Raw genomic sequence first — 14,072 nt, forward strand, 5'->3', positions numbered from 1 at the left:
ATAATGGGACAAAAAGTAAACCCAATAGGTATTCGTTTAGGTATAACAAAAGACTGGGATTCAAAATGGTATGCCAGTAAAACTTATGCCAAATTATTAAACGAAGACATTAACTTAAGAAAAGAACTTAAGAAAAAATACGCGAGTGCTGCCGTTAGCCGAATTAAAATTGAAAGGCCAGCAAGCAATGCAGTCGTGACTATCGAGTGTGCTAGACCAGGCGTCTTAATTGGTAAAAAAGGTGGCAGTATTGAAGGCATTCGCAGTGAAATTGCAGCTAAATTAAACGTGCCTGTTCATTTAAACATTGAAGAAGTTCGTAAACCAGAACTTGATTCTATCCTGGTTGCTGAAAGTATTGCTCAACAATTAGAGCAACGAGTAATGTTTAGAAGGGCTATGAAGCGAGCTGTGACTTCAGCTATGAAGGCTGGCGCGAAAGGAATTAAAATTTGCGTGAGTGGACGTCTTGGTGGAGCTGAGATTGCTCGTAGCGAATGGTATCGTGAAGGCCGTGTCCCATTGCATACATTCCGAGCAGATGTTGATTATGGTACTGCAGAAGCAAAAACAACATACGGTATTATTGGCGTTAAGGTATGGATCTTTAAAGGTGAAATACTGCCACAAAAAAATCGTGCTGTTGAAAGCAGTAAATGAATGAGGATTGGTGATCATGTTACAGCCTAAACGTACTAAATATAGAAAACAAATGAAAGGTCGTAACCGTGGCCTGGCATTGACAGGCAATAAGGTTAGTTTTGGTGAGTTTGGATTAAAGGCGCTAGAGCGAGGACGTTTAACTGCGCGCCAAATCGAAGCTGCTCGAAGAGCAATGACTCGTCACATTAAGCGGGGCGGAAAAATCTGGATTCGCGTTTTTCCTGATAAGCCAATTACCCAAAAGCCTTTGGAAGTTCGACAAGGTAAAGGTAAAGGTAGTGTTGAATACTGGGTTGCGCAAATTCAACCTGGCAAAGTATTATTTGAAATGGAAGGTGTGACTAGAGAACTTGCTATGGAAGCTTTTAATCTAGCAAAAGCAAAATTACCTTTCAAAGTGATCTTTGAAGAGCGGAAGGTGATGTAATGAAAAACATTAGTGAGTTAAGAGAGCTTTCTTTAGATCAATTAAACGAAGAGTTGATTGATATAAGAAAGTTACAATTTAAGTTAAGAATGAAAAAAGCAAATGGTTTGTTAGATAAAACTCATCCTATTAAGGAAGCAAGAAAAGCCATTGCTAGAGTAAAAACAATTATGACGGAAAAGGTTGGAAAGACTTATGTCGAAGAATAGTGAATCTAATGCCAGAACGCTGGTTGGAAAAATCGTTAGCGATAAGATGCAAAAAACTATTGTAGTCATGGTCGAACGCACGGTAAAGCATCCCAAGTACGGCAAAATTATGAAGAGAAGAACGAAGCTACATGCCCATGATGAAAATGAAGTAGGTAAGATTGGTAACACGGTTAAAATTCGTGAATCGCGCCCTCTCTCAAAAACAAAAAGTTGGGTTCTTGTTGAAGTTATTTCTTAATATGTAGTAATCGACTTTTAAAATATTAAAAGGGCTGATATAATCAGCCACCTTTTTCTGGTCGTATTAGGAACTGGAGTTTATTATGATACAAATGCAGACGGTGCTTGATGTTGCTGATAATAGCGGCGCACGCAAAGTGATGTGTATCAAAGTGTTAGGCGGCTCTCATCGACGCTACGCACGAGTTGGGGATGTCATCAAAGTAAGTATAAAAGATGCTATTCCTAGAAGTAAGGTAAAAAAGGGTGCAGTTATGAAGGCTGTAGTGGTTAGAACTAGCCAGGGCGTACGCCGTGATGATGGCTCGCTAATTCGTTTTGATGGAAACGCTGCTGTTCTTTTAAATAACCAAAATGAGCCTATTGGTACCCGTATATTTGGTCCGGTAGTACGCGAGTTAAGAGAAAAATTTATGAAGATTATCTCTTTAGCAGCAGAAGTATTGTAAAAGGATAAAATTATGAAACGTATCCGTTCTGGCGATACAGTCATTGTTATCACTGGTAAAAGCAAAGGGCATATTGGCAAAGTAACCCGTGTATTTGGTGATTCCGTGGTTGTTGAAGGCGCCAATTTATTAAAAAAGCATGTTAAGCCTAATCCTCAAATTAATGATAAAGGCGGCATTCGCTCTATTGAAGCACCGTTACATATTTCTAATGTTGCGTTGTACAACCCTGCTTCTAAGAAAGCAGATAAAGTAGGTTTTAAAATCTTAGAAAAAGATGGTAAAACACACAAGGTTAGATACTTCAAATCTAATAATGAAGTAGTTGACTTAATCTAGTTAGGTGACGGGAAATGGCAAGAGCAAGACTTAAAGAATATTATAGAAGCGAAGTAGTGGACTTGATGATGAAGAAGTTCGGCTACAAAAGCATAATGCAAGTCCCTAAAATTGTTAAAATTACTTTAAATATGGGCGTTGGTGAAGCCGTAGGCGATAAAAAAGTTATGAATCATGCTGTTGAAGACATGACTTTAATTGCTGGTCAAAAACCAGTCGTGACTAAAGCGCGTAAATCTTTAGCTGGATTTAAAATTCGTGAAGGTTGGCCAATTGGGTGTAAAGTCACTTTGAGAAAGGACAACATGTATGAGTTTCTGGATAGGTTAATCAGTATTGCTCTACCACGAGTTCGTGACTTTAGAGGTTTGAGCCCTAAGTCATTTGATGGTACTGGAAACTATAGTATGGGATTAAGCGAACAGATCGTTTTCCCAGAAATTGACTTTGATAAAACCGATGGCATTAGAGGTTTAGATATCTGTATAACTACTAGTGCTAAAACTAACGAAGAGGCAAAAGCTTTATTAGAAGCATTTAACCTGCCTTTAAAAGACAGAGACAAACATTAAAGAAGGGTATTACCGTGGCTAAAAAATCAATGCTTGAACGAGAAAAAAAGCGTGCAAAGCTAGTTGAAAAGTATAGAAAAAGACGAACTGAATTAAAAGTCTTAATCAAATCTTCCAAAGATTTTGATGCAGTGATGGATGCGCAAGCACAGTTAGCAAAGCTACCTGTTAATTCTAATCCCGTCCGTCATAGCACTCGATGCCAACAATGTGGCCGACCTCACGCCGTATATAGAAAGTTTGGGCTTTGTAGAATTTGCTTACGGCAACAATTAATGAATGGCAATGTTACTGGTGGTCGTAAATCGAGCTGGTAATGTTTAGACTATTGGAGAAAAAGTGTGAGTATGCATGACCCCGTAGCTGATATGCTGACCCGAATTAGAAACGGCCAGCAAGCGAAACATCGAAGCGTTTCTCTTCATTCATCAAAACTGAAAGAGGAAATTGCTCGCGTATTAAAAGAGGAAGGCTACATACTAGATTATAGTGTTGAGTCTACTAAGAATAATATTAAAAGCATGACTATCGATTTAAAATATTATCACGGTAGGCCTGTTATTGAGCGGATTGATCGCATAAGTCGACCTGGCTTAAGAGTTTATAAACCATTTAACGAATTATCAGCTATACCTGGATTTGGAATTGCCATTTTATCTACCTCAAAAGGGGTCATGACTCATATTATGGCGAAATCTAAGCGTGTTGGTGGTGAAATACTTTGTGAAGTAGCTTAAAAGTTGCGAGGAATGATATGTCAAGAGTAGCAAAGGCCCCAATATCCCTACCCGCAAATGTAGGGTTAACTGTAACAAAAAGTACTATGACCGTTAAAGGGCCAAAAGGAGAGTTATCCCAGTCTTTTAATAAATTGGTTGACATCTCCACTGACGGTTCAAATGTAGTAACATTCAAGCCTGCGTCAAAAGACCCGAATGCATGGGCACATGCAGGCACAGCTCGAGCGTTGCTCAATAATATGGTTAGAGGTGTAACTGAAGGATTTACAATTACACTGGAGCTAGTTGGAGTAGGATATCGGGCGCAAGCGAGTGGGAAAAATCTAAATTTATCTTTAGGTTTCTCTCATCCTGTTGAATATAAGTTGCCAGAAGGTGTAACAGCCGAAACCCCCAATAATACCACTATAAATTTACGTGGTATTGACAGGCAATTATTAGGCCAAGTTGCTGCTGAAATTCGCGCAATAAGAAAGCCAGAGCCTTATAAAGGTAAAGGGGTCAAATATGCTGGCGAACATATAGCTCGTAAAGAAGCTAAGAAGAAATAGGGTTTAAAAATGAGTATACGAACTTCACGCATTCGACGCGGCATGAAAGCTAAAGCTATTCAGAGAAATTCTGACAGGCCCCGTCTTGTTGTTTATCGTAGTGCATGCAACATCTATTCTCAGATAGTTGTTGGGGGAGAGAATGGAGACATCGTTTTAGTTTCTTGTTCAACCCTTGATACTGAATTAAAGTCTTCTTTAAGCGGCACTAAAGTTGAGCAATCACATCAAGTTGGAAAATTACTTGGTGAAAGGGCTAAGGCTAAGAAAATTAGTGATGTGGCATTTGACCGCTCTGGCTATAAGTATCATGGTCGCGTTAAAGCATTAGCTGATGGCGCGCGTGCAGCTGGTTTGAATTTTTAAAGGAAAAGTGATGGTATTTGATGATTCTAAAGTAAACGAAGGCTACCAAGAAAAATTAGTTGCCGTTACTCGTACAGCAAAAGTTGTAAAAGGCGGTCGTGTTTTTGGTTTTGCTGTTTTAGTTGTAATTGGTGATGGCAAAGGCAAAGTTGGCTTTGGCCGTGGTAAAGCACGTGAAGTTCCTATAGCTATTCAAAAGGCAATGGAGCAAGCGAGAAAGAACATGACTTATATTTCTCTAGCCGGAAATACTATTCATCATGAAATTACTTGGAATTATGGTGCTTCAAAAGTATTCATGAAGCCAGCTAGCGAAGGAACAGGTATTATTGCCGGTGGTGCTATGCGGGCAGTATTAGAAGTTCTAGGCGTGCAAAATATATTAGCTAAAAGCATTGGTTCTACAAACCCTAGTAATATTGTAAGAGCTACAATTGGCGCTTTAACTAATATTGGCACACCTGATTACGTTGCAGCGAAGCGCGGTAAAACTATTGAACAAATAACGGCAGATCAGCATGAGTAAAAATATTAAAATTACTTTGATTAAAAGCACTATTGGTCGTAAGCCAAAGCATGTTCACATTGTTAAACAGCTTGGTTTAGGTAAATTGAACAGCTCTGTTATTCATGCAGACAATCCTGCAATTCGTGGTTTAGTGAATGCAGTTGATTACTTATTAAAAGTCGAGGAGTGTGCTTAAATGAACTTAAATTCACTTTCCCCAGAATTTGGCTCACGCACTGCTAAGCGCCGTGTTGGTCGTGGCATTGGTTCCGGCCTAGGTAAGACCTGTGGAAAAGGCCATAAAGGACAAAAAGCACGTGCTGGTGGGTTTCATAAAATTAACTTTGAAGGCGGTCAAATGCCCATTCAGAGACGTTTACCAAAAATGGGCTTTAAATCAAAGGCTGCAAAGCTAGTTGATGAAATTACATTATCTGAATTAGCAAAATTAGCTACTGATACTGTAGATATTAATGTATTAAAACAACATGGCCTAATCAATAAATCAATTAAAGAGGTAAAAGTTATTCTTTCTGGTGAGATAACAACCGCTCTTAAAATTAAAGGTCTTCGTGTAACAAAAGGAGCCCGCTCTGCGATCGAACAAGCAGGTGGAAGTATAGAAGATTAATATGAATAGCAAAAAACAATTAACTAGCCAATCTAAAGGTGGATTGGCAGAATTAAAAGCTCGGCTTTTGTTCGTAGTTCTCGGTATTCTGGTGTATCGATTAGGTGCCCATATTCCTGTGCCTGGCCTTGATCCCCAAAAATTAGCTAATTTCTTTGGCGAGCAACAGAATACAATATTTGGCTTGTTTAATATGTTTTCTGGTGGTGCGCTATCGCGTGTCACAGTGTTTGCTATTGGTATAATGCCTTATATTTCTGCGTCAATTATTATTCAGCTTTTTTCAGTTGTTTCGCCAAAACTAGAACAATTAAAGAAAGAGGGTGAATCAGGGCGCCGGAAAATTAATCAATATACACGCTATTTGACCTTAATTTTATCTGTTTTTCAGTCGTTAGGTATGGCACGCTGGTTAGCAGGTCAGAATATCGCTTTGCATGCAGATATATTTTTCTATTTTACTGCAGTGATTACCTTAGTAACCGGCACAATGTTTTTAATGTGGTTAGGTGAGCAAATTACCGAGAAAGGTGTTGGCAATGGTATATCTCTCATTATATTTTCAGGGATTGTTTCTAGTATGCCGCATGCTCTCGCATCTGTTTTTCAACAGGTTAGAGAAGGACAAATGCAAGCCTTAACATTAATTATTATTGCTGTTGTTGTAGTTGTTGTAACAGGATTTGTTGTCTTTATGGAGCGGGCACAGCGACGTATTCGAGTTAATTATGCCCAACGTACTCATGGTCGTAAGGTTTATGCAGCTCAAACAAGTCATTTGCCTTTAAAAATAAATATGTCTGGAGTAATCCCGCCTATTTTTGCTTCAAGCATTATTTTATTACCGGCTACTTTGGCTCAGTTTTTTGCTAAAGGTAAAGGCATGGATTGGCTAGCAGATATTGGTATGGCTCTTTCCCCGGGTCAACCCCTTTATTTAATCGTATATGCTGCGGCTATTTTATTCTTTGCATTTTTTTATGCGGCTTTAGTTTTTAACCCTAAAGATACCGCTGATAATTTAAAGAAGTCTGGCGCTTATATTCCTGGTATTCGTCCCGGTGAGCAAACTACTCGATACATTGATTCAGTTATGACACGATTAACATTAATAGGTGCTATCTATTTAGTATTAGTCTGTTTGTTACCACAAATTTTGATGTATACCTGGCATGTTCCTTTTTATTTTGGCGGGACTTCACTTTTAATCATTGTCGTCGTAATCATGGACTTTGTAGCTCAAGTACAAGCCCATTTAATGACTCAGCAATATGATTCTTTGATGAAAAAGGCCAATTTTAGAGGCACCAAGCTGCCTGGTCTTTTATAATATTTATTTGGAGTTATGAATGAAAGTTAGAGCATCAGTCAAGCGCCTATGCCGAAATTGTAAAATTATTAAAAGAAATGGAACAATTCGTGTTATTTGTAAGGATGCAAGGCATAAGCAAAAGCAGGGCTAATTATTGCTTGATTTTGTATCAATATAATAGTATTCTTCTGTCCCTTTCTGGCAGAGCAAAATAACGTACGGAGAGATTAATGGCTCGTATTGCAGGTGTAAATATACCGGATAACAAACATATTGTAATTGCGTTAACGTCAATATATGGCATTGGTAAAACAACTTCTCAAGAATTATGTAAAACTGTAGGAGTTGATCCCGCCACTAAAGTTTCACAAGTTTCTGAAGAGTTACTTGAGGCGTTACGGACTGAAATTGCAAAAATGACAGTCGAAGGAGATTTGCGCCGCGTTGTTACGATGAATATTAAGCGTCTAATGGACCTAGGTTGTTATCGTGGCTTACGCCATCGTCGTGGTTTACCCTTACGTGGACAACGCACTAAAACGAATGCCCGTACCCGTAAAGGTCGTCGCAAAGGCGTAAGTAAATAATTATTTTAGGAAATTAAGATGGCTACACCAAAAGCTAAACAACAAAAGACCAGAAAAAAAGTTAAACGCGTGGTTTCAGACGGCATCGTGCATGTGCATGCGTCATTTAACAACACAATTGTTACTTTCACAGACAGGCAAGGTAACGCACTTTGTTGGGCTACTTCAGGCGGCTCTGGTTTCCGCGGCTCTAGAAAAAGTACGCCATATGCTGCCCAAGTTGCTACTGAACGTGCTTCTACAGTTGCTAAAGAATATGGTATGAAATCTGTGGCTGTATTTGTCCATGGCCCTGGACCAGGACGCGAATCGACAATTCGTGAGTTAATATCACAAGATTTCAAAATTGTTGAAATTACCGATGTTACGGGCATACCACATAATGGTTGCAAGCCACCTAAAAAACGTCGCGTTTAAGACTCAGGAGTAATAATGGCTAGATATCTAGGTCCCAAATGTAAACTATCGCGTAGAGAAGGCGTGGATCTTCTTACTAAAAGTGCGGTGCGTGATTTAAAGTCAAAATGTAAATTAGATAAATTACCAGGCCAGCATGGTGGCGTGAAGCCTCGCTTAAGTGATTATGGTCTTCAATTACGTGAAAAACAAAAATTACGCCGTTACTACGGGGTATTGGAAAAACAATTCCGTAATTATTATAAAGCAGCTGCACGTAAAAAAGGATCTACGGGTGAAAACCTAATGATTTTGCTAGAAAGCCGTCTAGATAACATTGTTTATCGGATGGGTTTTGCAAGTACCCGTGCTGAAGCAAGACAACTTGTTAGTCATAAAGCGATTTTAGTAAATGATAAAGTAGTGAATATTCCAGCGTATATCGTTAATCCTGGGGATGTTATTGCTGTCCGTCAGAGAGCTAAAGAGCAAGGCCGTATTAAAGCAGCTATTGCTTTATCCGAGCAAAGAGCACCATGTGATTGGTTGACAGTAGACTCTAACTTGTTAAAAGGTACATTTGTTTCTGCTCCTAGTATCAATGACTTGTCATCTGATTTTAACGTCAATTTAGTTGTAGAACTTTACTCTAAGTAAGATCTGGAGACATTGTCTAATGTATGAAATTAATGAAATGCTGACACCTACTGTACTTAAGGTACAGGCGAATTCAAAATATCATTCTCGTATTGTACTTGAGCCTTTAGAGCGTGGGTATGGTCATACTTTAGGAAATGCAATACGCAGAATTCTTTTATCTTCTATGCCTGGTTGGGCAATTACTGAAGTATCGATTGCAGGTGTTTTGCATGAATATAGTACGATTGAAGGTGTTCGCGAAGATGTCGTTGATATTCTTTTAAATTTAAAGGAAGTTGCTATTAAGATTGGTTCTGGTAGAGAAGCAACGTTAACTTTAAATAAAGTTGGGCCCTGTGTAGTTACTGCCGGGGATATCGAGTTGTCGACTGATCAAGAAATTATTAATCCTGAGCTTGTGATTGCTACCTTAAATGAAAATGGCACGTTAAATATGACCATGAAAGTTGAGCGTGGAATTGGCTTTCATTCTGCTGAAAATTTTAATACTGTTTTTGAAGAAGAAGTTGCTCAGAAATCTGTTGGCAAATTGAAGTTAGACAATAGTTTTTCTCCTGTTATAAAAGTTGCTTACTTTGTAGACAGTGCTCGTGTTGAGAATCGTACTGACTTAGATAAATTGACTATCGATCTATACACTAATGGTACGCTAGATCCCGAAGAAGCTATTCGGATTTCTGCTTCCATATTACAACGTCAGCTACATGCTTTTGTTGATATGAAGTTTGAAGAATCCCGTGCTGATCAAAAAGAACGTAATGATTTTGATCCTATTCTATTAAGACCTGTGGATGATTTGGAACTTACTGTACGTTCTGCCAATTGCTTAAAAGCTGAGAACATTTACTATATTGGTGATTTAGTACAGAAAACTGAAAATGAATTGTTAAAGACGCCTAACTTAGGTAAAAAGTCACTTACTGAAATTAAAGACGTGCTTGCTTCACGATCACTGTCTTTAGGAATGAAACTTGAAAATTGGCCTCCAGCTAATCTAGGCGATTAATATTAGGAGTTTAAGATGCGTCACCGTAATGCCGGCCGAAATTTTAGCCGAACTAGCAGCCATCGTAAGGCAATGTTTTCAAACATGTGCTGCTCTTTAATTGAACATGAATTAATCAAAACCACGCTTCCTAAAGCGAAAGAGTTACGCCGTTATATAGAGCCTCTGATTACTGTCAGTAAAAAGGACTCTGTGGCTTCTAGAAGGCATGTATTTGATAAGCTACGCTCAAAAAGTGCTGTTGGTAAGCTTTTTGCTACTTTAGGACCTCGTTTCGCTGAGCGCCCAGGCGGTTATATACGTATTTTAAAATGCGGTTTCCGTCCTGGTGATAATGCGCCTATGGCTGTAGTTGAACTTGTTGACCGTCCTATTCAAACGGATGATGAGTCTGAAAACGAATAAAGCATATTGAGAAAACCCACCGCTGGTGGGTTTTTTTATGCCTTCAAATTCTCTAATAATCTATTTAGATATATTTTATTCAAAAAGTATTAAACTGTTAATCTCCTAAAATCAGATCAAATTATATAGATAACTACGATGCTTCTATCCTATTAAGAAGTTTTAATCGTAATACTTTCTTCATCCAATTTAGGTGCTTTCTTTTATTAAAAAAATTATACTGAGTGCTCGTTTATTTTATCTAATGAGGGTGGAGTAACATGCAACCTAGCTTTAGATGGGCCTTAGTAGATATTGAAACAACAGGCTTGCATATTATTCGAGATAAAATTACAGAAATTGCTGTCATTATATTAACTGAAAAAGGTATAGAAGCAACTTGGCATAGCTTAATTAAGCCTGAGCGTACTATTCCTGAGCCAATCAGTCAATTAACAGGAATTAGTAATGGCCTAGTTAATAATGCCCCAAAATTTAATATAATTGCAGAAGAATTAATTTTGCTACTACAAGGATGTGTTTTAGTCGCCCATAATGCTCGCTTTGATTTCGGATTTCTAAAAAACGCCTTTAAGCGAATAGGCATAAATTTTCACCCTCCTATATTATGTACGATTAAATTATTTCGGGCGCTATATCCAGGTCTTAAGCATTATAACTTAGCCTCTTTAGCCCAGGCCTTTGGCCTGCAATCTGGCACGCTACATCGCGCGCAAAGCGACGTTAATTTATTACAGAAATTAGTAAGCCAGATTTTTAATAATTTTTCCATGTTAGACGTATTAGACCAAGCTAAAAAAATTTATCAACAACCAAGTGTGCCGGCTACCCTTATAACCAACCTTAATACGTTTCCGGAATCACCTGGAGTTTACATTTTTTATGGTGATGAAAGGTTATTACCTTTATATATTGGTAAGAGTATTTCATTGCGACAGCGAATATTATCTCATTTTCAATCTGATCATACGCATGCAAAAGAGTTTGCTTTATCGCAACAAGTTAAGCATATTGAAATTATTCCTACTGCAGGCGAATTAAGCGCCTTACTATTAGAGTCTGCTCTAATTAAAGAAAAAATGCCTTTGTATAATCGAAGGTTGCGAAAAAAGAAAAATATAGTCGCTATAAAAGTTACCCAAACACAAGGTTATTTACATTTAACTGCTACGCAGGCAACAGTTGATGAGGAATGCGAACTTGCAGTAAGCGAGTTATTTGGTGCGTTTAGAAGTATGAGTGCTGCTAAGAAAAAGCTTTTGCAATGGGTGAAGGAGTTTGGACTTTGTCCGAAATTATGTGGTTTAGAGCAAGCAAATCAGGCTTGTTTTTCTTATCAATTAAAAAGATGCCAAGGTGCTTGTATACAAAGCGAAGTGCATGAGGCTTATAATCAGCGTGTTTCGGCTGCATTACAACAGTTTAAGCGAGAAGATTGGCCATTTAATGGGGCAATTGCTATAAAGGAAGAAAATAAAATTAATAAGATGACTCAGTATTCAGTTTTTCAACATTGGCGTCACATAGGCACTGTGAACAATAAACATGAGCTGCCCTTATTAATGCATAAAGCTACCCAAACTCCTGAAAACTATGACACCTATAAAATATTAACTACCTTCCTTAAAAAGGAGAAAGGCTTAAATATAGTTGAGCTAGATAAGCAGTTGCTCAATAGTTCAGGCTGATTGCAAGCATGTTGAAAAAATGAGTAGTGTTACTACATGAGCAGGTTAAAGGATTGTCTTCGCTTAAAATGAACGAATAGGTAGCACTTAGAGCAATCCATTAACGAGGTCGTAACGTTATTTATGCTAACTTTTAAAACGGAATGTCATCATCTAATTCAGCGAATGCATCTTCCGATGGATTTTTACGATTGGTTGGCTGATAAGATGGTTGCTGCTGATTTTGAGGGGGCGCTAGCTGGCTATCGTCATAATTAACAGAGCTTCCTCCTTTAGTATCAAGCATTTGTACATCTGTTGCGATAATCTCAGTGGTATACCGATCTTGGCCTTGTTGATCCTGCCATTTACGCGTACGTAAGCTGCCTTCAATATATAATTTAGAGCCTTTACGTACATATTCGCCAGCAATTTCTCCTAAGCGATTAAAGCAGACGACACGATGCCATTCGGTACGCTCTTGCTTATCGCCACTTTGCTTATCTTTCCACGTTTCACTGGTTGCTATTGATAAAGTAGTAACAGCATTTCCGTTAGGCATGTATCTGACTTCCGGATCGCTACCAACATTACCTATGAGAATGACTTTATTAATTCCACGAGCCATTAAATTCTCCTAAATGCGAGATAGTTAGAACAAATATTATAGCCAATCTTAGCTCATTTTCGAAGTTTTATCAGTGATAATCTACTCAGTGTATTAATCAATAGGAAAGTTGTAGATTATCACTTGAAAATTCTAAAAACTGTTGTAGATTTTTTTCAGCACTTCCAGGTACATAAGATGCTTTATCTACTTTTAAATAAATAGTATTTTCTTTTTCCAGAACACTTACATTAATTACACCCGATAAAGTTTGGAGGATTTTGATTAATTCTATTTCTTTTGCTTGATTGATCTTAGGTTTTGTAAGAATAACAGTCACTTGGTATAAATAGGCATTCATAGGTAAAGCGATAATCAGCCATGCTAATCCTAGCAAAGCATTCGTAATAAAAATAGCCTTAACGGTTAAATACTGATATAAAATGCCTGCCATAAAACCACCAATAAAGATACCTAAAAACTGGCAGCTTGAATAAACTCCCATGGCAGTACCTTTACTGTTTGCACTCGCTTGTTTGGATATCAGTGAAGGCAAGCTCGCTTCAAGGATATTAAAAGCGGTAAAATATAAAAGCATTAATAAACATAAGCTCAGGAAGTGATTATAGGTAAAGGCTAAGAAAAATTGAGCGCTTAGTGTTAGAAAAACAGCTAATAAGAAAATAGGCTTAATTAATCTTTTTTTCTCAGCAAAATAAATAAGCGGTACCATCAAGATAAAGGAGAGCACCATTAAAGGTAGATAAAAATGCCATTGGTGAGTTAAATGACCTACGTTAAGTTGCTGCTGTAGCAATAATGGTAAGGCAAAAAACGTGGCAGTAAGAATAAAATGCTGCAAGAAGATGCCTAAGTTTAAGCGTAGCAAGTGGCGATTGGTGATTGTGGTTTTTAATAAGGAAACATTTGCTTCACTGTCTGTATGAAAACGCTGCTGCTCAGGATTAGGAATAACGCCATAAAGCATTACTAAGCCTGCAAGGGCTAACGCCGCTGTTAAATAAAAAATACCTGCTAAGCCATAATAATGTGCAACAGCAGGACTTAATACCATAGCCACGCTAAAGGAAATACCAATGGTCATGCCAATAACCGCCATTGCTTTAGTTCGCTCTTCATCAGCAGTTAAATCGGCAACTAATGCAATCAATACACTGCCTATAGCGCCCATGCCTTGCAATATGCGAGCTACAATCATGCCATAAATAGAATCTGTTAATGCGCCTACTAAACTACCTATCGCGAATAAAATTAAGCCAGTAGCAATAACTCTCTTTCTACCATAGTAATCTGACAACATACCAAAAGGCATTTGTAACAGCCCTTGACTTAAACCATAGCTACCTAAAGCTATACCAATTAAAGTAGGCGTTGCATGATGTAGTCCTGTAGCAAACACTGTAAATACTGGAATGAGCATGAACAGGCCTAACATGCGAAATGAAAAAATAGCGGCAATGGGAAAGACACTTTTTGACCAGGAATATTTCATGTAAATTAAAAATACTAGACCGATCGTGAAATAGTACAAAGTTGAGCTTCTCTGTACAAGCTGTTTTTCCGTATGCGAGAAATTTAAGCCTATTTTGAGAGCTTCGGCATGACTTCTGAAATTAATTAAACACTTTTCTTTTGTACCAAGATGGGGATGAAATTTGCAAATTAACCCGGATCACCTATCCAACATTCAATAGCCTAAATAAATGATTTAGA

General features: G+C 38.0%; 24 protein-coding genes. 22 read left to right on the plus strand and 2 right to left on the minus strand.

Annotated elements, in window-relative coordinates:
- Window positions 1-3: 3 nt before the first annotated feature.
- The 22 genes from rpsC (at window position 4) to DYE47_RS01460 (ending at window position 11,752) form a co-directional block, all read left to right on the plus strand.
- The gene (gene rpsC, locus DYE47_RS01355; RefSeq protein WP_115301547.1) at window positions 4-660 is read left to right on the plus strand and encodes a 30S ribosomal protein S3; all 657 of its coding nucleotides are present in this window, start codon (window positions 4-6) and stop codon (window positions 658-660) included.
- 16 nt (window positions 661-676) lie between these two features.
- Entirely contained in the window at window positions 677-1,090 is a 414-nt protein-coding gene (gene rplP / locus DYE47_RS01360) for a 50S ribosomal protein L16 (RefSeq protein WP_115301548.1), read from the plus strand.
- The gene (gene rpmC / locus DYE47_RS01365) at window positions 1,090-1,299 is read left to right on the plus strand and encodes a 50S ribosomal protein L29 (RefSeq protein WP_115301549.1); all 210 of its coding nucleotides are present in this window, start codon (window positions 1,090-1,092) and stop codon (window positions 1,297-1,299) included. Before rplP ends, rpmC begins: the two co-directional genes overlap by 1 nt.
- Window positions 1,286-1,540, plus strand: coding sequence for a 30S ribosomal protein S17 (gene rpsQ, locus DYE47_RS01370; RefSeq protein WP_115301550.1), 255 nt, complete (start codon window positions 1,286-1,288; stop codon window positions 1,538-1,540). Before rpmC ends, rpsQ begins: the two co-directional genes overlap by 14 nt.
- A gap of 85 nt (window positions 1,541-1,625) precedes the next feature.
- The gene (gene rplN, locus DYE47_RS01375; protein WP_115301551.1) at window positions 1,626-1,991 is read left to right on the plus strand and encodes a 50S ribosomal protein L14; all 366 of its coding nucleotides are present in this window, start codon (window positions 1,626-1,628) and stop codon (window positions 1,989-1,991) included.
- Window positions 1,992-2,003: 12 nt separating this feature from the next.
- Window positions 2,004-2,330, plus strand: coding sequence for a 50S ribosomal protein L24 (gene rplX / locus DYE47_RS01380; RefSeq protein ID WP_115301552.1), 327 nt, complete (start codon window positions 2,004-2,006; stop codon window positions 2,328-2,330).
- Window positions 2,331-2,344: 14 nt separating this feature from the next.
- Window positions 2,345-2,902, plus strand: a complete 558-nt coding sequence (gene rplE / locus DYE47_RS01385; RefSeq protein WP_115301553.1) for a 50S ribosomal protein L5 — start codon at window positions 2,345-2,347, stop codon at window positions 2,900-2,902.
- Window positions 2,903-2,916: 14 nt separating this feature from the next.
- Window positions 2,917-3,219 (plus strand): 30S ribosomal protein S14, encoded by a 303-nt coding sequence (gene rpsN / locus DYE47_RS01390; protein WP_115301554.1) that lies wholly within the window; start codon window positions 2,917-2,919, stop codon window positions 3,217-3,219.
- A 30-nt stretch (window positions 3,220-3,249) separates the two neighbouring features.
- A complete protein-coding gene (gene rpsH, locus DYE47_RS01395; protein WP_425324454.1) occupies window positions 3,250-3,639 on the plus strand; it encodes a 30S ribosomal protein S8 in 390 nt (129 codons plus the stop codon).
- 17 nt (window positions 3,640-3,656) lie between these two features.
- A complete protein-coding gene (rplF, locus tag DYE47_RS01400; protein WP_115301556.1) occupies window positions 3,657-4,193 on the plus strand; it encodes a 50S ribosomal protein L6 in 537 nt (178 codons plus the stop codon).
- Between the two features lie 9 nt (window positions 4,194-4,202).
- Window positions 4,203-4,559 (plus strand): 50S ribosomal protein L18, encoded by a 357-nt coding sequence (gene rplR, locus DYE47_RS01405; RefSeq protein WP_115301557.1) that lies wholly within the window; start codon window positions 4,203-4,205, stop codon window positions 4,557-4,559.
- A gap of 10 nt (window positions 4,560-4,569) precedes the next feature.
- Entirely contained in the window at window positions 4,570-5,085 is a 516-nt protein-coding gene (gene rpsE, locus DYE47_RS01410) for a 30S ribosomal protein S5 (RefSeq protein WP_115301558.1), read from the plus strand.
- Window positions 5,078-5,263, plus strand: coding sequence for a 50S ribosomal protein L30 (gene rpmD / locus DYE47_RS01415; RefSeq protein WP_115301559.1), 186 nt, complete (start codon window positions 5,078-5,080; stop codon window positions 5,261-5,263). The genes rpsE and rpmD overlap by 8 nt, the downstream gene beginning before the upstream one ends.
- Window positions 5,264-5,698: a 50S ribosomal protein L15 gene (gene rplO / locus DYE47_RS01420; RefSeq protein WP_115301560.1), complete on the plus strand. Its 435-nt coding sequence runs from the start codon at window positions 5,264-5,266 to the stop codon at window positions 5,696-5,698.
- 1 nt (window position 5,699) lies between these two features.
- Window positions 5,700-7,028, plus strand: a complete 1,329-nt coding sequence (secY, locus tag DYE47_RS01425; protein WP_115301561.1) for a preprotein translocase subunit SecY — start codon at window positions 5,700-5,702, stop codon at window positions 7,026-7,028.
- A 19-nt stretch (window positions 7,029-7,047) separates the two neighbouring features.
- Complete coding sequence (gene rpmJ, locus DYE47_RS01430; RefSeq protein WP_081778074.1) at window positions 7,048-7,161, plus strand: 50S ribosomal protein L36; 114 nt, start codon at window positions 7,048-7,050, stop codon at window positions 7,159-7,161.
- Window positions 7,162-7,240: 79 nt separating this feature from the next.
- Window positions 7,241-7,597 carry a 30S ribosomal protein S13 gene (gene rpsM / locus DYE47_RS01435; protein ID WP_115301562.1) on the plus strand — a complete coding sequence of 119 codons (357 nt, stop codon included), beginning with the start codon at window positions 7,241-7,243 and terminating at the stop codon, window positions 7,595-7,597.
- Window positions 7,598-7,615: 18 nt separating this feature from the next.
- The gene (rpsK, locus tag DYE47_RS01440; protein WP_115301563.1) at window positions 7,616-8,014 is read left to right on the plus strand and encodes a 30S ribosomal protein S11; all 399 of its coding nucleotides are present in this window, start codon (window positions 7,616-7,618) and stop codon (window positions 8,012-8,014) included.
- Window positions 8,015-8,029: 15 nt separating this feature from the next.
- A complete protein-coding gene (gene rpsD / locus DYE47_RS01445) occupies window positions 8,030-8,650 on the plus strand; it encodes a 30S ribosomal protein S4 (protein ID WP_115301564.1) in 621 nt (206 codons plus the stop codon).
- A gap of 19 nt (window positions 8,651-8,669) precedes the next feature.
- Window positions 8,670-9,659, plus strand: a complete 990-nt coding sequence (locus DYE47_RS01450; protein ID WP_115301565.1) for a DNA-directed RNA polymerase subunit alpha — start codon at window positions 8,670-8,672, stop codon at window positions 9,657-9,659.
- A gap of 15 nt (window positions 9,660-9,674) precedes the next feature.
- Complete coding sequence (rplQ, locus tag DYE47_RS01455; protein ID WP_115301566.1) at window positions 9,675-10,064, plus strand: 50S ribosomal protein L17; 390 nt, start codon at window positions 9,675-9,677, stop codon at window positions 10,062-10,064.
- A gap of 260 nt (window positions 10,065-10,324) precedes the next feature.
- Window positions 10,325-11,752 carry a 3'-5' exonuclease family protein gene (locus tag DYE47_RS01460; protein ID WP_115301567.1) on the plus strand — a complete coding sequence of 476 codons (1,428 nt, stop codon included), beginning with the start codon at window positions 10,325-10,327 and terminating at the stop codon, window positions 11,750-11,752.
- Window positions 11,753-11,885: 133 nt separating this feature from the next.
- On the opposite strand, the gene ssb is transcribed toward DYE47_RS01460, so the two are convergent.
- Window positions 11,886-12,359 carry a single-stranded DNA-binding protein gene (gene ssb / locus DYE47_RS01465; protein WP_115301568.1) on the minus strand — a complete coding sequence of 158 codons (474 nt, stop codon included), beginning with the start codon at window positions 12,357-12,359 and terminating at the stop codon, window positions 11,886-11,888.
- A gap of 97 nt (window positions 12,360-12,456) precedes the next feature.
- Window positions 12,457-13,851 carry an MFS transporter gene (locus tag DYE47_RS01470; RefSeq protein ID WP_115301569.1) on the minus strand — a complete coding sequence of 465 codons (1,395 nt, stop codon included), beginning with the start codon at window positions 13,849-13,851 and terminating at the stop codon, window positions 12,457-12,459.
- Window positions 13,852-14,072 lie beyond the last annotated feature (221 nt).

It is taken from the genome of Legionella beliardensis, from assembly GCF_900452395.1.
In the GTDB taxonomy this organism is placed as follows: domain Bacteria; phylum Pseudomonadota; class Gammaproteobacteria; order Legionellales; family Legionellaceae; genus Legionella_C; species Legionella_C beliardensis.